This is a genomic window from Nocardia sp. CS682 (genome assembly GCF_004634405.1).
In the GTDB taxonomy this organism is placed as follows: domain Bacteria; phylum Actinomycetota; class Actinomycetes; order Mycobacteriales; family Mycobacteriaceae; genus Nocardia; species Nocardia ninae.
Map to the genome: position 1 here is coordinate 6,918,940 of NZ_CP029710.1, position 16,553 is coordinate 6,935,492.

The following is a 16,553-nucleotide window of genomic DNA, read 5'->3' on the forward strand; positions in this document are numbered from 1 at the left end:
CAAAGGAGGACGACGGCTCGGGCAGACGGCGAGACCATGATCACTCCGCTCGCTTGTGCGAGCACACTCCGACAAGTGCGGTGACAGCGATGATGGTGACCATAATTCTGACCTGCGAGGTCGCGTTCTGGGTTCTCGCCGCGACCGGGCTGCTGTTGCGCTATGTGGTGCGCTGGCGGCAGGCGAGTTCGCTTGTGCTGGCGATGGTTCCGCTGATCGACGTGGCCTTGGTCACCGCGGTGGCCATCGATGTGTATCAGGGTGCGCAGGTCACGGGTGTGCACCGGCTCGCGGGGATCTATCTCGGCTGGACCGTGGTCTTCGGCAAATCGACCATCGCCTGGCTCGACGGTTGGTTCGCATACCGGTTCGCGGGCGCGCCGCGGCCGGCGAAACGCCCCAAGCACGGGCCGGAAGCTGTGCAGCACGAGACGAAATCGTTCGTCAAATGGCTGGTCGCGGCCGCGATCGCGCTGGCTGTGTGCTTCGGCCTGTCGGTGACGGTGGCCGACGCGGAGCAGGCCGCCGCGCTGCGCGAGGTGATTGAGCCTTTGGGGCTCATCACCGTCATTTGGTTCCTGACCGGCCCGGCGTGGGTGAAGGGGTCGACGGAGGCGCGGCGGTGACGGCGGGGCGACCGCTGGCGATCATCACCGGCGGTGTCCCGCAGCATGGGGCGGGGCTGGAAGGTCACGGTGCACGGATCCCGAGCGCGATGATTTCGGTAGCCGTCTGTCGTCTACAGCTAAGAGCCGATTCATCCGAGCCTTGGGAGAAAACGTGATTAAGCCGTCGAACTATGGTCACCTGCCGATCAACGGTCTGAGCCTCTACTACGAAGTGTATGGCGAGCTCGGCACGTCGGAAACGTCTCCGTTGCTGCTTATCCCGGGCGCGTTCATGGCCACCGACTCGATGCAAGCGTGGGTCTCCGCCTTCGCGGATCAACGTGCTGTGATCGTCTTCGATCAGCAAGGGCACGGCCGCACCCCGGACACTTCGCGTGAGATGTCTTACGAGCAGTTCGCCGACGATGCCGCGGCACTGTTGCGCGCGTTGAACGTTGAGCGCGCGGACGTGATGGGTTACTCGCAGGGCGGCGGGGTCGCGCTGCAACTCGCGCTCCGTCACCCGACGCTCGTCGACAAGCTGGTCTCGATGTCCGCCACCTACCGCAAGGACGGCTGGTACCCGGCGGTGCTGGCGGGCATCGAAAGTATCAGCGCCACAGCGTTTGCCGGTACGCCCATCGAGCAGGCCTTCATGGAGCACACGCCGGACGCCACGGCGTTCGGCGCCTACCTCGAAAAGATGAAAGTCCTGAACATCAATGACCAGAACATCAGCGACGCGGAGATGCGTTCGATGTCTGCGAAGACGATGGTCATCGTCGGTGATGCGGATGCGGTGAAGCCGGAGCATGCGCTGGCAATGTTCAAGCTGCGCGGCGGCGGTGACGAGGAAGCGGCAGCGTCGGGGATGCTGCAGAAGGTTCCGGCCGCACGCTTGGTGATGCTGCCGGCGACGTCGCATATCGGCATCTCCGGGGAGACAACGGTACTCGCACCGATGGTGAGTGCGTTCCTCGACGATGTGCCGCCGGCGACGCCGGATCTTTTCTGAGCGTCGCTGGCGACGCGAGGCTGACGTTGACGCCACGGTCGATCTCACGCAGGGATTGGCCCTCGGCACGGCGGGCGAGGGCGGCGCTTGTCGTCGTCGACCACGCGAAGCCGCCCGCTGGTGCGGCCTTGGCGGCGTGCGGATTTCAGGTCGTCATGGTTTTTTGGGGCGATGTCGCGGGGCGGTCTTCGACGAGTGCGATCAGGCCGCCTCTAACGTCTACTCCGCAGCGATTTCAGCGGAGTTGAGTTGCTTGCTGGGTATGTCATCCAGTTTCTTGCTCGGGCCCCTTCGGTGGTGGGGTGCGGTGGGCGCTGGGGAGTTTCGAGATGGGGGAGGCGCTGGGGGCTTGGCCCCGCCGCAGGGATGTGCGGGGGGTGTGTGGATCGTTGAGCAGTTCGATCATGCGCCCGGTGAAGTGGGGCGCGTCCCGGCCGGACCCGGCTAGGACCGTCAGGATTTCGGCGGAGTATTCGGCGGCGATGCGGCGCATGATCGTGTCGGCGTCGTGGGGGTTGTCCTTGATCAGCTTCTCGAAGATCCGCAGGCGCTGCGGTTCTTTGTCGGCGTCGAGGGCGAGACGAGCGAGAGCGTCGGTGGTGACGTGATTGGTGGCGAGATCGGCGAGGAGCACCGGGAACTGGGGATGGTCCACGTTTTGCATCGCGTCGAACAGCAGCGCCGCGCTGGCGGGGTGACAGGTGAGCATCGCTGTAGTCAGTCGTGTTGCGGTGGCCAGACCCAGGACCGCGCGGGCGAGCGCGGTGACGGGAGGATAGGAGTGAGGAAATCCATCGAACTGTTGCACGCGGGAGTGCCAGTCCGCGAGGGCTCGGGCCAGCAGTTGCAAGGATTCCTCGAACCGGTAGGTGGTCATCCCGCCGAGGATCGGTTCGAAGTTGGGAATGGACTCCACGAGATGCCCGGCGGCCAGATTCGGGAAGGTGATGATCGGCTCGTCGGTGATCACGGCGATCAGGCGGAGCAAGTTCTCGCGGAGTGTCTTCATGAACGTGGCGAAGTCGCGCAATTCCGGGCTGTCGAGGTCCCGGTTGTTGGGCAGGCGTTCGTTGTTGCCGAGTAGGCGCACGATGGTGCCACGCAACTACAGTTGCTGGACGAATTGACTCGAAGAGAAAGGGAACGCTTGCGCACGAAAACGAACTCGGGAGAGTCGCCGAGGTTGCCCAATACGAAGGCGTAATAGGACTTGATCAGCCGGTGCGATCAACTCGGATGGTGTGCGCGGTGGACGGCGGACTTTGTCGACTGCGTCGGCGAACAGTTCGAATCCTCGCTGAACGTCCTCGGCCCAATGGGGGAACGATCCAGGGATCGGCACCTAGCGCGGGGTCGACTATGCAGTGATGCGGCGGCGGGGACGCGTTTTGGTAATAGGGACAGAGGCGATGGCGCACTCGCCGGCGTCGATGCGTCGGAGATGATTTGTGACCGCTGGCGCAACAGCTGCGCGGTCTCGGCGACGTGCCGGGATGCGAGGTCGAGTTCAGGTCCTCGCAGCGGCCCAGCAGGATCGATGGGACCACCCGTTCGGCCACGCTGCGGATGAACCCACCGGGGACCGCTCGGTGTCGAGGGCGTCGATGGTCGCCCGTACGGCACCGCAACTTCACGCACTGCGCGTATTGAAGAAGCTCGCGATCAGGGTCGGTGGACGCAGTTCGGTCATCGCGTTGTCGAGCGGTCGCCGAGATGATCGGCGGTCCATTGGATGGCGGCGTCGAACCAGTCGGATGCGTTGGGGTGCAGGTTGATGGAGTGCCCGGCTCGAGGCAGGACGAAAGCGGCCAGTTCCGGGGCCGCAGGGTAGTAGGGGCGTTCATGAGCCAGGACTGCCTCGGCGTCGGCGCACGACAGGCGCCGCGCACAATAGCTGCCGTCGTTCCGGCCGACCACAAGCAGGACCGGCACCCTGATACCCGCTGATCCGATCCCACCGGCGCTGGTGGCTTGCTCACTGGTCGTACCGGTGCTCTTCCGCTGCTCGTCCTCGGCGATGACCCTCGGGTCGGCGTAGTCGGTGTCGTAGAACAGTGGCCCGCGTACGCCTGTTTTGGTGGTCACATAACCGGCGGGATAACCAGCGAACTTCGGATCCTCGGTCGCCGGATGCACGTAGTCACCAGCACCGAGCGGGAGAGGGTAGTGCAGCAAACCGGTGAGGATGACCCCGTCGACATCGTCGGGGAACCGGGCCGCCGCAACCATCGACACGTTGGAGCCAAGACTATGACCCACCAGCACAATCCGCGCGAACCGACTGCCTCCGGTGACCGTCGGCAAGGCCGTCAGCATCTGATGGAGAGCGTCGGCTTCGCTGTCTACCGTGAGCGCTGTCGCGGGCGGAAGCTGCGCCGGCGGCAAAGCAGACGGGCCGGTGCCGGGCCGGTTGATGCTCAACGTCGCGAATCCCGCTGCGTTTGCCGCCCGGACATAGCTGTACCGATCCGGCTCGTAGGGAAAATCCCAGTAGTCGCCGCTGTAGGTGAAACCCGAAACCAGCACCTCCAAGACCGTGGCCCCCTCCGGAACGCACAACCGCCCGCCCATCAGGTAGAGCGGATGGCCCGCCCCCAACGTGACAGGGAAAGAAAGGTCCCGGCACGAAACAGCGGGTTGCGGCGGGACTCCCGCGGCCCGAGTCGTGCCCAGGAGTCCGGCCACAATGATCGTCGCTGCCGCCGTCAGTCGTGCGAAACGCATTCTGATCTTCTCCTGCTATCCGTGTGTCCAGGGGAGGAGCGGACTCCAGGTATCGGAATCCCAAGTCCTGCAAGCAGATCCAACTGTCAATCCGGTGTTCGAAATCGCGGCAGCGGGTACGGATCAGACGTGCCGACCTTTTCGAGAAGGAAGTTTCGTCCGGCCGTCCAGTCGGCATGCAACACACCGACAATCCCTGACCAGAGCCATACACTAAGGGGTCGATGCCGTGTCGATAAATCCGGCTCCGCCCTGATGCTGCGCGTGTACCGATTGGGCTCGTTGTGGTCCAACGGGCTGAGCAACGAACTGGCAACACACCGCGCCGCCTGCGACTCCGGCTACGGGCCGACGGATACGGTGACGGTCATGCGTACCGAGGGAGATACCTGGGACATATGCAACGGCGTCGGGTCTACGGCGGCTCTCGTCGCCGCGATCCGCGCCATGGCCGGTCGCGGACCCGAGCCGTTGGTCGTCGACCCGTATGCGGAGATCTTCGCGCGTGCCGCAAGCCCGGAATGGGCGGATCTGCTCGACGGCAAGGTGACCGAGCATGCGCTGCTCGATCCCAGCTTCGGCAGCGCGTGCCAGCTCTACCATGCGGCGCGGACCAGATATTTCGATGATTACTGCGCCAAGGCCATGGCTGCCGGAGTACGTCAAATCGTCATTCTGGCCGCCGGTCTGGACGCACGCGCCCACCGGCTGCCCTGGCCCGACGGCACGACCGTCTACGAACTCGACCGCCTCCCGGTGCTGGAGTTCAAGCGACGGACACTGGCCGCCAACGGTGACAAGCCGCGCGCCGATCGCCGCGAGGTGCCGGTCGACCTGCGCGAGGATTGGCCGAAGACATTGCGCGAGCACGGTTTCGATCCGAGCAAACCGACCGCATGGCTGGTGGAGGGGCTGTTGGTCTATCTGCCGGTCGCCGCGGTGGACCGGCTGTTCGAAGACATCGAGCTGGCCAGCGCCCCCGGCAGCCGCGTCGCGATCGAAGAGATCGATCAGCTGCCCGACCAATCTCTCACCGAACCGGCCGACGAGCCCGATTCCGTCATCCGATTCCGAAAGGAATGGTTGGGACTGACCTACAACGAGCAGCGCAGCGATGCAGCGAAATGGTTCGCCACGCGGGGCTGGAACACCGAGAGCGTCACCCTATTGGACTACCTCGATTCAATGGACCGGGAGGCGAAGGTGATTTCCGAGAACCCGCAGCAGACGCCCGCTTATGTAACCCTGACTACCGCGGTCCTTCGTCCGAGCTGACATCGGCTGACCGCGACCCTGTGCGCGAGTTGGTGCTGGGCAAGGAGATTCGGATCCGGGCGGCCGCACGGGAGCTCAGACGGAAGTGTGCGGTGTTGAGGGTTGCCCTGGAGGGATCGCGTACTGGGACGCGGCAGCTGACGAACAGCTGATTCACGCATGGGCGGCGAACCCGCCGCCGACCATGGGTGAGCTTGTCGCCGCGCTCGGGATCAGCGAACGAGACATCGCGAAATGAACCGTCACGCGTAAGGGACCGGCTTCGGTCTCAGACCAGCGCCGGTCGGCGTGGCGATTGTTGAGAGTAGTACGCGGCTTCGTATTCGGTCGGGGTCAGGTAGTCCAGCCGGGAATGAAGCCGGGCGTTGTTGTACCAGTCTGCCCATTCCATGAGCGCGAATTCGACCTCGGTGAGTGTCTTGAACGGGCCGTGCCGGTTGATGACCTCGGTCTTGAACAAGCCGATGATCGATTCCGCCAGAGCGTTGTCATAGGCATCCCCGACCGAACCTATCGACGCTGAGAGTCCTTGTAGAGCAAGGGATTCAGTGAACTTCACCGATTTGTATTGCGACCCGGCGTCGCTGTGATGAATCAGTCCGGGCTCGATCGGGTGCCCGTAATGATCACGCCGCCACACGGCCATGTTGAGTGCCTTGGATACCAGCGTGGTCGTTTTCGAGGCGGCGGTGGTCCAGCCGGCGATGGCGCGGGAGTAGGCGTCGAAGACGAACGCCGCATACGCCCACCCGGTCCAGGTCGAGACGTAGGTGAAATCGGCGACCCACACACGGTTGGGCGCGGTAGCGGTGAAGTCGCGGTTGAGCTTGTCGCCGGCGCGGACCCCGTCCTTGGCGGGGATCGTGGTGCGCAGCTTGCGGCCTCGAACGATGCCGTTCATACCGAGTTCGCGCATGATCCGATCCACGGTGCAGAAGGCCACCTCGTGGCCTTTGCGGCGCAGATAACGTGTCATTTTCCGACGCCCGTACATTTGTTCAGGCTGCCCTGCCAGATCGCGTAATGCGTTCTTCACGTGCGCATCTGCGATATCGCGAGCCGAGGGCGGTCGGCGACGAGCCTTGCGATAGGTCCGCGGCGCGATCTGGATTCCGTGCGCGGCCAGCGCACGGCAGATCGACTCGACGCCATAGACCTGGCGGTATTGGTCGATGAATCCGACGATCAGGGGTGTCGCGGGTCGAGTTCCCGCGCGAAGAAAGCCGACGCCAACTTCAGAATCTCGTTGGCCTGCTTGAGGTCTCGAACTTCCTTCCGCAGCTTCGTCAGCTCGTCACGCTCGACTGTCGACAACTCCGCCGATCCCTTGCAGACCGGTCGGGAGCCCTGGGCGAGGGCCTTTTTCACCCATACCCGCAGCGTCTCGTAATGCACGTGCACCAACGGGCCGATTGCCTTGGCGGCGGCATATGGGGACTCGAACTCATCGAGGCGCTCAAGGACCAGACGAACGGCCTTCTCACGAACCTCGGGCGGATAACGCTTCGACATGATGGGAACCATCTTCCACTAGGAAGAAGCGGCCCCCAACCCGTGACGGATCACAGGGGAATCCGTTCTGCGCGGCGGACGAGCGCAGCTCGACCGGGCTTGCTCATCCCCGCCGCCAGCGCGGATGACTTCGTACGTGCCTGTACGCCAACAGCGCTCACCCACCCAAACATTGCTCGATTCTGGTCGAGCGCGCTCTGGTGCGTGTCGGAACGGTTCAGTTGCCGAGGTGCCGACTGTGGGCTTACACAGCGGCAAAGCAGGCACGCACAACGCGGCGTGGCCTTGTGGCAGCGCGGGCGGTTGTGAAATCGGCCGACCATGGCACCTGTCCGGGGATGGGCAAGGTGGCGCTGCCCCACGTCTGTCCCACGGAGCGCGCTCGTACAGTTGGGCTTGCCCCACGGAAATGGGCTCCAGCTCGATGTTTACTTGTGGGCGCAGAGGGGTTCGAACCCCCGACCGCTGGTGTGTAAAACCAGAGCTCTACCGCTGAGCTATACGCCCTTGTCGTTACCGACCGGGTTATGAATCTAGCGCGGTGAGCGCTTTCTCCCAAGCCGCCTGGTCACGGGGCTCTCCGGGGCCGTTCATCTCGGCGAAGCGGATGTATCCGGTGCGGTCGACGACGAACGTTCCGCGGTTGGGGTAGCCGGATTTTTCGTTGAAGACACCGTAGGCCTGGGCTACGGCACCGTGTGGCCAGAAGTCGGACAACAGGGGGAAGGTGTATCCCTGTTCGGCGGCCCAGATCTTGTGGGTGGGCGGCGGGCCGACGGAGATGGCGAGGATCTCCGCGTTGTCGTTCTGGAACTTGGGGAGTTCGTCGCGCACCTTGCACAGTTCACCTTGGCAGATGCCGGTGAAGGCGAGCGGATAGAAGACGATCAGGACGTTCTTCTTGCCGTGGTAGTCCGACAGGCTGACTTCCTGGTTGTTCTGGTCCTTGAGCGTGAAATCCGGCGCGACCGTGCCAACTTCGAGCGGCATCGCAAATCCTCCATCGTGTCGGGTTTCCGCCGGGCGGCACGATCACCGCCCGGCGACACCATAGCGAAAGGTAGGTCAGCGCTGCTTCGAGGGCGCCTTCGGTTGGACCAGGCGGCTGCCCGCCCAGGTACCCAGGCTGATCGCCGAGGTCTGAGTCAGACCGGCGGTGGGTGCGGATTCAGCGATTTCGCTCGGTTCGACATGGCCTGGATGTCCGGTCTTGGGCGTGAGTACCCAGACGAAGCCTTCGTCGGCGAGCGGACCGATCGCATCCATGAGTGCGTCGACCAGATCACCGTCCCCGTCACGCCACCAGAGCAGCACGACGTCGACTACTTCATCGGAATCCTCGTCGACAAGTTCGCTGCCGATGGATTCCTCGACGTCGGCTCGCAAGTCGTCGTCGACGTCCTCGTCCCAGCCCAATTCCTGGACAACCAAGCCGTGTGTAATGCCAAGCTTCTGAGCGTAGTTCTGCGCGTCCGCCGCGGCGACCACGGTGGTGTCCTCCTCAACTCCCGACAATAGGTAGTTGCAAGCGAACATGGTTATGGCCGCCAGCGCAAGCCGATCCGAAGAAAATGGCCCGGAATGTCGCGTGACAATGTTGTGTCACGGACCGTTTCAGCGCTTCGGGCAGGCGTCGCGGACGGCGTTGCGCGCGTCGTTGACCCGCCTACTTGCCTCGTTGAGCGGCCCGACGGGCGCGGTGTAGGTCATCCGGCGGGTCTCCCCGGAGAGCGCCCGAGCCGCTGTGACGTAATCGGTAAATTTTGTGGCCAACTCGCCGGGCAGCGAGTCCTTGGCGGTGTTGACTCCGGTCTCCACCTTGTTCGCGGCGTCATCCAGGGTTGACGCGGCCAGCTCTCGCTTGGCGGCGTAGTCGGGCGCGTTGGCGTCGTGTGCGTCGACGAATTCGTTGTACTTGGAGACCCCGACACCGGTGGTGGTCGGGAACTGGCTGCAGTTGTCGGTGATCGCCTTCGTCTGCGCCGCAGCACGCTTGGACGAGGTTGCCGCGGCCGACGAGGCCGCTGCCTCGGTCTTGTAGGCCGCTAGATCTGCGGTGTTGGGATTGGCTGTGCCCTCGACCCGGTTCGCGCAGCCGGCCACGACCAAGCCGACGACGACCGCTCCGGTCGCGCACACCAATCCGAACCCGCGCGGGTCCAGCGTCTTCATCGTCCTCCCGTATGACGTGCGCCTCGCCGGCGCTCGAAAACTACAGCGGCCTGGGCTCATGTTGCCCAGCGCACGGTACTGGATTTCCTGCTGACATGATGACCTGGGGCACACCATCGGCAAGGATGGAGGGTGCGCCCCGACCTTACGTAAACGAGTGGTACGCAAACCCACGCGAATCCACTCGGGGATACCGACGCTATCCGCATGTCCACCCCTGTACGAGGAGCAGATTTGACCGACCTGATCCACTCTTCCGCTCCAGCGCAACCCGCTGGATCCGACTCCGCCGCTCCGGCCGGGCGCGATCCGAACGGATCGATCGCCCAGCCGACCGAGCGTGTTCGGGTTATCCGCGAAGGGGTGGCGTCCTACCTACCGGACATCGACCCGGAGGAAACCAGCGAATGGCTCGAGTCGTTCGATGAAATGCTCGATCGTGAGGGCCCCGGCCGAGCGCGTTACCTCATGCTCCGTTTGCTGGAGCGGGCCGGTGAACGCCGTGTCGCCATCCCCGCGTTGACGTCTACCGACTACGTCAACACCATCCCCACCGAGAACGAGCCGTGGTTCCCCGGCGACGAGGAGGTGGAGCGGCGCTTCCGCGCCTGGATCCGCTGGAACGCCGCGATCATGGTGCATCGCGCCCAGCGCCCCGGCATCGGTGTGGGCGGCCACATTTCGACCTACGCGTCCTCGGCGGCGCTGTACGAGGTCGGCTTCAACCACTTCTTCCGCGGCAAGGATCACTCCGGCGGCGGCGATTCGATCTTCATCCAGGGTCACGCCTCGCCGGGTATCTACGCGCGCGCCTTCCTCGAGGGCAGGCTCGGTACCGACCGGCTCGACGGCTTCCGGCAGGAGTACAGCCACGGCGGCCCCGGCCACGGCGTGCCTTCGTACCCGCACCCGCGGTTGATGTCGGACTTCTGGGAGTTCCCGACGGTGTCCATGGGTCTCGGCCCGATGAACGCTATCTACCAGGCGCGGTTCAACCACTACCTGCACGACCGCGGCATCAAGGACACCTCCGATCAGCACGTGTGGGCGTTCCTCGGCGACGGTGAGATGGACGAGCCGGAGTCGCGCGGTCTCGCGCACGTCGCGGCGCTGGAGGGCCTGGACAACCTGACCTTCGTGGTCAACTGCAACCTGCAGCGGCTCGACGGCCCGGTGCGTGGCAACGGCAAGATCATCCAGGAGCTGGAGTCGTTCTTCCGTGGCGCGGGCTGGAACGTCATCAAGGTGATCTGGGGTCGTGAGTGGGACGCGCTGCTCGGCGCGGACCGCGATGGCGCGCTGGTGAATCTGATGAACACCACCGCCGACGGCGACTACCAGACCTACAAGGCCAACGACGGCGCCTACGTCCGCGACCACTTCTTCGGCCGCGACCCGCGCACCAAGGCGCTCGTGCAGGACCTGTCCGATCAGGACATCTGGAACCTCAAGCGCGGCGGGCACGACTACCGCAAGGTGTACGCCGCCTACGCGGCCGCGATGGCGCACAAGGGTCAGCCGACGGTGATCCTGGCCAAGACGATCAAGGGCTACACCCTCGGCAAGCACTTCGAGGGCCGCAACGCCACGCACCAGATGAAGAAGCTGACCCTGCAGGATCTCAAGGACTTCCGTGACCTGCAGCGGATTCCGATCAGCGACGCCGAGCTGGAGAAGGATCCGTACCTGCCCCCGTACTACCACCCGGGCATGGAGTCACGCGAGATCCAGTACATGCTCGATCGCCGCAAGGCGCTGGGCGGGTTCCTGCCCGAACGGCGCACAACGGCAAAGCCGCTGCAACTGCCAGGCGACGAGGCGTACAAGTCCGTGCGCAAGGGGTCGGGCAAGCAGAGCGTGGCCACCACCATGGCGCTGGTGCGGCTGATGAAGGAGCTGCTGCGGGACAAGGAGATCGGCAAGCGAATCGTCCCGATCATCCCCGACGAGGCCCGCACGTTCGGTATGGACTCGTGGTTCCCTTCGTTGAAGATCTACAACCGCAACGGCCAGTTGTACACATCGGTCGACGCCGAGTTGATGCTTGCCTACAAAGAGAGCGCCGTCGGGCAGATCCTGCACGAGGGCATCAACGAGGCAGGCTCGACCGCGTCGTTCACCGCGGTGGGTACCTCGTACTCGACGCACGGCGAGCCGATGATTCCGCTGTACATCTTCTACTCGATGTTCGGTTTCCAGCGCACCGGCGACGGTCTGTGGGCCGCCGCGGACCAGCTGGCGCGCGGCTTCGTGCTCGGCGCAACCGCGGGGCGAACCACGCTCACCGGTGAAGGGCTGCAGCACAACGACGGCCATTCGCTGCTGCTCGCCTCCACCAATCCGGCTGTGGTGACCTACGATCCGGCGTTCTCCTTCGAGATCGCGCACATCATCCGGGACGGCCTGCGCCGGATGTACGGCGGCGGCACCCCGGAACCGGGTCCGTACGCGCTGCCGGGCACCGACACCCGCAAGGCGGACGGCGGCTTCGGCGGCGAGGACATTTTCTACTACATCACCCTCTACAACGAGCCGTACCAGCAGCCCGCGGAGCCGGAAGACCTCGACATCGCCGGCCTGCTCAAGGGTCTCTACCTGTACAAGCGCGGGGGAGAGGGTGACGTGCGCGCCCAGATCATGGTCTCCGGCGTCACCGTGCCGGACGGCCTGCGCGCACAGGCGCTGCTCGCCGAGGATTGGGGTGTGCAGGCCGATGTCTGGTCGGTGACCTCGTGGGGCGAGCTCCGCAAGGAGGCGCTGAGCCGCGAGATCGCCGCACTGCGTTACCCCGACGAGGATCACGGCGTCCCGTACGTCACCGAGGCGCTGTCCGGCGTCGAGGGCCCGTACGTCGCCGCGACGGACTGGATGCGTGCGGTGCCGGACCAGGTGCGCAAGTGGGTGCCCGGCGACTTCATCACACTGGGCACGGACGGCTTCGGCTTCTCCGACACCAGGGCCGCCGCTCGCCGCGTGTTCAATGTCGATGCGCAATCGATCGTGGTGGCAGCCCTTTCGGGCCTCGCCAAGGCCGGAAAGATCGACGGTGCCAAGGTGATCGAGGCGGCGTCGAAGTACCGCATCGACGACGTCGACGCCGCGCCGAAGAACGCGTCGAGTTCCGATGGAGACGGCGAGTAGCGGACGATTGAATGGTGGACCGTAAACCGCCGCGGCCGCGACGGATCTCCGAGGGCTCTTCCGAGCACGAGGTGTATCTGCCGACGGGCGCGCTCTCCCCGAACCGGCAAACCCGCGACCCACTCCCGGACACGCTGCTCAAACGCGTGAAGCAGTTCTCCGGACGCCTCTCGACGGAGGCGGTCGGGTCGATGCAGGATCGGTTGCCGTTCTTCGCCGATCTGGATGCCGCGCAACGCGCCGGTGTCCAGATGCTGGTGCAGACCGCGGTGGTGAACTTCCTGGAATGGCTGCAGGACCCGGACAGCGATATCCGGTTCAGTCTCGATGCGTTCCAGGTGATTCCGCAGGATCTGGCGCGGCGGCTGACGCTGCGCCAGACCGTGGACATGGTCCGGGTGGCCATGGAGTTCTTCGAACAGTGGCTGCCCGCGCTGGCGCGCAACGATCGGCAGCTGGTCGCGCTCACCGAGGCGGTGTTGCGGTACGGGCGTGAGCTCGGCTTCGCCGCCGCCTCGGTGTACGCGAGCGCCGCCGAATCGCGCGGCGCGTGGGACACCCGGCTGGAGGCGCTCGTCGTAGACGCCGTGGTGCGCGGCGACACCGGGCCGGACATGCTGTCGCGGGCCGCCACCTTGAACTGGGACGCCACCGCGCCGGCCACCGTGCTGGTCGGCACGCCGCCCGGCGAACAGGGTGTGTCGTCGGTGGGTTCGGTGCATGCCATCGCGGCACGGCACGGCCGGGCCGCGCTCGCGGTAGTACAGGGCACCCGGCTGGTGATGGTGGTGAGCGGTCACCTCGGGGAGTCCTCTTATATATCGCCGTTTCTCGCGGACCTGCTGGCCGAGGTCTTCTCCGACGGTCCCGTGGTGATCGGCCCGACCACTCGCACGCTGGGCGCCGCGCACGCCAGCGCGGTCGAGGCATTGGCCGGGATGGAGGCCGTGGTGGGCTGGCGGGGCGCGCCACGCCCGGTGCATGCGACCGAATTGCTGCCCGAACGCGCGTTGCTCGGCGATCGAGCTGCGATCGACGCGTTGAACGAGTATCTTGTCCTTCCGTTGGCCTCGGCGGGATCGTCACTGGCGGACACCCTCGAGGCCTATCTGGATTGCGGTGGAGCTGTCGAGACGTGTGCGCGCCAGTTGTACGTCCATCCAAATACCGTTCGCTACCGCCTCAAACGGATTGCCGAAATCACGGGTCGTGATCCGATGAACCCGCGGGACGCGTATGTGCTCCGGATCGCCGCAACAGTGGGTCGTTTGACACGAACCCGTAACGAAACGTCAACACCAACCCCAGAGGCCACTCATTTCGCATCGGGTGGCGAGGGCCTGTAACGGAATCCGTGGCTTGTTCGATCCGGACGACTCACGTGGCCTTTTGTGGGACTCCCACAAAAGCCGAGGGCAAGCTTCATTCGCGTCGACATCTCCTGCGAGGCGCCTCACAGTGTTCTCTTAGGGGTGTGATCGCGTTGTTCGCCCCTGGACAGGGGTCCCAGACTCCCGGCATGCTCGCGCCTTGGCTCGATCTCCCTGGCGCGACTGACCGGCTTATCCTCTGGTCCATGGCCTCCGGCCTGGACCTCGTTCGCCTCGGCACCACCGCGACGGCGGAGGAGATTACCGATACCGCCGTGACCCAGCCGCTCGTCGTGGCCGCCGCGTTGCTCGCCTACGCGGAAATCCCCACGGATTCACTTCCGGCCGCTACCATCGTCGCCGGGCACTCGGTCGGTGAACTCGCCGCTGCCGCCGTCGCCGGGGTCATCTCCCCGGATGACGCGGTGAAGTTGGCCGCCATCCGCGGAGCGGAGATGGCCAAGGCGTGCGCGTTGGAACCGACCGGCATGTCCGCGGTGCTCGGTGGCGATGAGGCCACCGTGCTCGCTCGGCTCGCGGAACTCGATCTCATTCCGGCCAACCGCAACGCGGCGGGCCAGATCGTGGCCGCAGGCCGGTTGGACGCGCTGGCGGAACTCGCCGCGAACCCGCCGGAAAAGGCACGGGTTCGCGCGTTGCCCGTCGCGGGTGCCTTCCACACCGCGTTCATGGCACCGGCCCAGGAGGCTGTGACCGATGCCATAGCGCAGATCGTGCCGAACGACCCGACCAGGACTTTGCTGTCGAACTTCGACGGCAAGCCGGTTACCTCGGGACGCGACGCGGTCGCCAAGCTTGCTGCTCAGGTCACCCGGCCCGTTCGCTGGGACCTGTGCACCCAAACCGTAAGGCAGGCAGAGGTTTCCATGGTGGCGGAGTTGCCGCCGGCGGGCACCCTGGTCGGCATTGCGAAACGGGAACTGAAGGGCACGCGCACATTGGCCCTGAAGACCCCGGAAGACCTCCCCGCGTTGGCCGGAGTCAGCATCTCCGGCTAGCTTTCCTGCGCGGCCATGCATCGATATGCACGGCTGTGACCGAGCGGACGTAACCATCGTCCGTCTCGTTCCGAAAACAGTACGAGCCCTACAAAGAACCAAGAAGGGAGCCACGAAGTGGCCGCTCTGACCCAGGAACAAATCGTCGAGGAACTCGGCAAGATCATCGAAGAGGTGACGGGTATCGAACCCTCCGAGGTGACGATCGAGAAGTCCTTCGTCGATGACCTGGACATCGACTCGCTGTCCATGGTCGAGATCGCGGTGCAGACCGAGGACAAGTACGGCGTGAAGATCCCGGACGAGGATCTGGCCAGCCTGAAGACGGTCGGCGACGCTGTCGGCTACATCCAGAAGCTCGAGGCCGAGAACGCTGACGCGGCCGCGGAGCTCAAGGCCAAGTTCGACGCCGAGTAGGGCCGACACTGTGACCACTCCTTCCACTTTGAACGGGAATTTCCCCAACGTCGTCGTCACTAGCCTGGCGGCGACCACGTCGATCGCTGGTGATGTCGATGCGACGTGGAAGGGACTCCTCAACGGCGAGAGCGGTATCGACGTTCTCGAGGATTCCTTCGTCGAGGAATACGACCTTCCGGTCCGCATCGGCGGCCACCTGAAGGTTCGGCCCGAGACCCTGCTGACCCGAGTCGAGTGCCGGCGCATGGCGTACGTCGAGCAGCTCGCGACCGTTCTCGGTCGCGAAGTCTGGCGTAACGCAGGCAGCCCGGAGGTCGACCCGGAACGGCTGGGTGTGGCCATCGGCACCGGGTTGGGTGGCGGCGACGCCCTCATCGACTCGGTGGACAAGCTGAAGAGCGGTGGCTATCGCAAGATTTCGCCGTTGGCTGTGCAGATGGTCATGCCGAACGGTCCTTCGGCCGTTGTCGGCCTCGAATTGAAGGCCAGGGCAGGAGTGGTCACTCCGGTCTCGGCATGCTCATCCGGCTCCGAGGCCATCGCCAACGCATGGCGGATGATCGTCATGGGCGATGCGGACATGGTCGTCACCGGTGGCGTCGAGGGTTACATCGACGCGGTGCCGATCGCGGCGTTCAGCATGATGCGTGCCATGAGCACCCGCAACGACGATCCGAAGGGTGCCTCGCGTCCGTTCGACAAGGATCGCGACGGTTTCGTCTTCGGTGAGGCGGGTGCCCTGATGGTCGTCGAGACCGAAGAGCACGCCAAGGCCCGTGGCGCCACCATCCACGCTCGCCTGCTGGGTGCGGGCATCACCTCCGATGGCTTCCACCTCGTCGCGCCTGCCCCCGATGGCGTCGGCGCGGCACGGGCGATGACCCGGGCGATCCAGACCGCTGGTCTGACCGCGAAGGACATCACCCACGTCAACGCTCACGCGACCGCGACCCCGATCGGCGACACCGCCGAAGCGAACGCGATCAACCTGGCGATTGGCAAGCACGCTTCGGTGTACGCCCCGAAATCCGCACTGGGACACTCGATCGGCGCCGTCGGCGCGCTCGAGTCCGTGCTCACTGTGCTCAGCATCCGGGACGGCATCGTCCCGCCGACGCTGAACCTGGAGAACCAGGATCCGGCCATCGATCTGGATGTGGTGCACGGCGAGGCGCGCCGCCAGGAGATCGAGTACGCGATCAACAACTCCTTCGGTTTCGGTGGGCACAATGTCGCGCTCGCCTTCGGTCGGGCATAGCCGCCTGAATCGAAATCGGTCTGCGCTGGGCGCTACCCG

General features: G+C 65.0%; 14 protein-coding genes, 1 tRNA gene and 1 other annotated feature. Of the genes, 8 read left to right on the forward strand and 7 right to left on the reverse strand.

From position 1 onward, the window contains the following. Positions 1 to 89 precede the first annotated feature (89 nt). Positions 90 to 626 (forward strand): hypothetical protein, encoded by a 537-nt coding sequence (locus DMB37_RS31255; protein ID WP_135235743.1) that lies wholly within the window; start codon positions 90 to 92, stop codon positions 624 to 626. Between the two features lie 154 nt (positions 627 to 780). Further along, on the forward strand, positions 781 to 1,623 hold the full coding sequence (locus DMB37_RS31260) for an alpha/beta fold hydrolase (RefSeq protein WP_135235744.1): 843 nt from the start codon (positions 781 to 783) through the stop codon (positions 1,621 to 1,623). A 265-nt stretch (positions 1,624 to 1,888) separates the two neighbouring features. Here DMB37_RS31260 and DMB37_RS31270 read toward each other — a convergent pair whose 3' ends face one another. Both DMB37_RS31270 and DMB37_RS31280 read right to left on the reverse strand, forming a co-directional pair. After that, the gene (locus tag DMB37_RS31270) at positions 1,889 to 2,728 is read right to left on the reverse strand and encodes a hypothetical protein (protein WP_135235745.1); all 840 of its coding nucleotides are present in this window, start codon (positions 2,726 to 2,728) and stop codon (positions 1,889 to 1,891) included. 581 nt (positions 2,729 to 3,309) lie between these two features. Next, complete coding sequence (locus DMB37_RS31280; RefSeq protein ID WP_135235746.1) at positions 3,310 to 4,347, reverse strand: alpha/beta hydrolase; 1,038 nt, start codon at positions 4,345 to 4,347, stop codon at positions 3,310 to 3,312. Positions 4,348 to 4,716: 369 nt separating this feature from the next. Here DMB37_RS31280 and DMB37_RS31285 point away from each other — a divergent pair, with 369 nt between their 5' ends. After that, positions 4,717 to 5,622, forward strand: a complete 906-nt coding sequence (locus DMB37_RS31285; RefSeq protein WP_135235747.1) for a class I SAM-dependent methyltransferase — start codon at positions 4,717 to 4,719, stop codon at positions 5,620 to 5,622. A 268-nt stretch (positions 5,623 to 5,890) separates the two neighbouring features. Here the strand turns inward: DMB37_RS31285 and DMB37_RS31290 are convergent. The 5 genes from DMB37_RS31290 to DMB37_RS31310 form a co-directional block, all read right to left on the reverse strand. Further along, positions 5,891 to 7,134, reverse strand: a protein-coding gene (locus DMB37_RS31290; protein WP_135235748.1) for an IS3 family transposase whose coding sequence is annotated in 2 segments (ribosomal slippage) — positions 5,891 to 6,846 and positions 6,846 to 7,134 — 1,245 coding nt in all. Because the reading frame shifts where the segments join, the coding sequence is not laid out codon by codon here. Then, positions 6,719 to 6,847 (reverse strand) — a sequence feature (AL1L pseudoknot). It overlaps the preceding gene by 129 nt. 435 nt (positions 7,135 to 7,569) lie before the next feature. Next, a tRNA-Val gene (locus DMB37_RS31295) sits at positions 7,570 to 7,641 on the reverse strand. A gap of 18 nt (positions 7,642 to 7,659) precedes the next feature. Further along, complete coding sequence (locus DMB37_RS31300) at positions 7,660 to 8,124, reverse strand: peroxiredoxin (protein WP_135235749.1); 465 nt, start codon at positions 8,122 to 8,124, stop codon at positions 7,660 to 7,662. 75 nt (positions 8,125 to 8,199) lie between these two features. After that, a complete protein-coding gene (locus DMB37_RS31305; protein ID WP_135235750.1) occupies positions 8,200 to 8,622 on the reverse strand; it encodes a DUF3052 domain-containing protein in 423 nt (140 codons plus the stop codon). 126 nt (positions 8,623 to 8,748) lie between these two features. Beyond that, on the reverse strand, positions 8,749 to 9,306 hold the full coding sequence (locus tag DMB37_RS31310; RefSeq protein ID WP_107655014.1) for a hypothetical protein: 558 nt from the start codon (positions 9,304 to 9,306) through the stop codon (positions 8,749 to 8,751). Positions 9,307 to 9,540: 234 nt separating this feature from the next. Between DMB37_RS31310 and aceE the strand changes: the two genes are divergently transcribed. The 5 genes from aceE to DMB37_RS31335 all read left to right on the forward strand — a co-directional run bounded on the left by aceE (position 9,541) and on the right by DMB37_RS31335 (position 16,514). After that, on the forward strand, positions 9,541 to 12,447 hold the full coding sequence (gene aceE, locus DMB37_RS31315) for a pyruvate dehydrogenase (acetyl-transferring), homodimeric type (protein ID WP_370465238.1): 2,907 nt from the start codon (positions 9,541 to 9,543) through the stop codon (positions 12,445 to 12,447). A gap of 11 nt (positions 12,448 to 12,458) precedes the next feature. Further along, positions 12,459 to 13,793 (forward strand): CdaR family transcriptional regulator, encoded by a 1,335-nt coding sequence (locus DMB37_RS31320; protein WP_199856586.1) that lies wholly within the window; start codon positions 12,459 to 12,461, stop codon positions 13,791 to 13,793. A 128-nt stretch (positions 13,794 to 13,921) separates the two neighbouring features. Beyond that, on the forward strand, positions 13,922 to 14,836 hold the full coding sequence (locus tag DMB37_RS31325) for an ACP S-malonyltransferase (RefSeq protein ID WP_135235751.1): 915 nt from the start codon (positions 13,922 to 13,924) through the stop codon (positions 14,834 to 14,836). A 117-nt stretch (positions 14,837 to 14,953) separates the two neighbouring features. Next, positions 14,954 to 15,253 carry a meromycolate extension acyl carrier protein AcpM gene (acpM, locus tag DMB37_RS31330; protein ID WP_107655016.1) on the forward strand — a complete coding sequence of 100 codons (300 nt, stop codon included), beginning with the start codon at positions 14,954 to 14,956 and terminating at the stop codon, positions 15,251 to 15,253. 10 nt (positions 15,254 to 15,263) lie between these two features. Then, positions 15,264 to 16,514, forward strand: a complete 1,251-nt coding sequence (locus DMB37_RS31335; protein ID WP_135235752.1) for a KasA/KasB family beta-ketoacyl-ACP synthase — start codon at positions 15,264 to 15,266, stop codon at positions 16,512 to 16,514. The last annotated feature ends 39 nt before the right edge of the window (positions 16,515 to 16,553 follow it).

What these genes read in the sequence shown, in the direction of transcription:
- DMB37_RS31285 (WP_135235747.1), top strand. Translation starts at nt 4,717, where the DNA reads ATGCGTACCGAGGGAGATACCTGGGACATATGCAACGGCGTCGGGTCT.
- DMB37_RS31320 (WP_199856586.1), top strand. Translation starts at nt 12,459, where the DNA reads ATGGTGGACCGTAAACCGCCGCGGCCGCGACGGATCTCCGAGGGCTCT.
- DMB37_RS31310 (WP_107655014.1), bottom strand. Translation starts at nt 9,306, where the DNA reads ATGAAGACGCTGGACCCGCGCGGGTTCGGATTGGTGTGCGCGACCGGA.
- DMB37_RS31300 (WP_135235749.1), bottom strand. Translation starts at nt 8,124, where the DNA reads ATGCCGCTCGAAGTTGGCACGGTCGCGCCGGATTTCACGCTCAAGGAC.
- DMB37_RS31255 (WP_135235743.1), top strand. Translation starts at nt 90, where the DNA reads ATGATGGTGACCATAATTCTGACCTGCGAGGTCGCGTTCTGGGTTCTC.
- DMB37_RS31280 (WP_135235746.1), bottom strand. Translation starts at nt 4,347, where the DNA reads ATGCGTTTCGCACGACTGACGGCGGCAGCGACGATCATTGTGGCCGGA.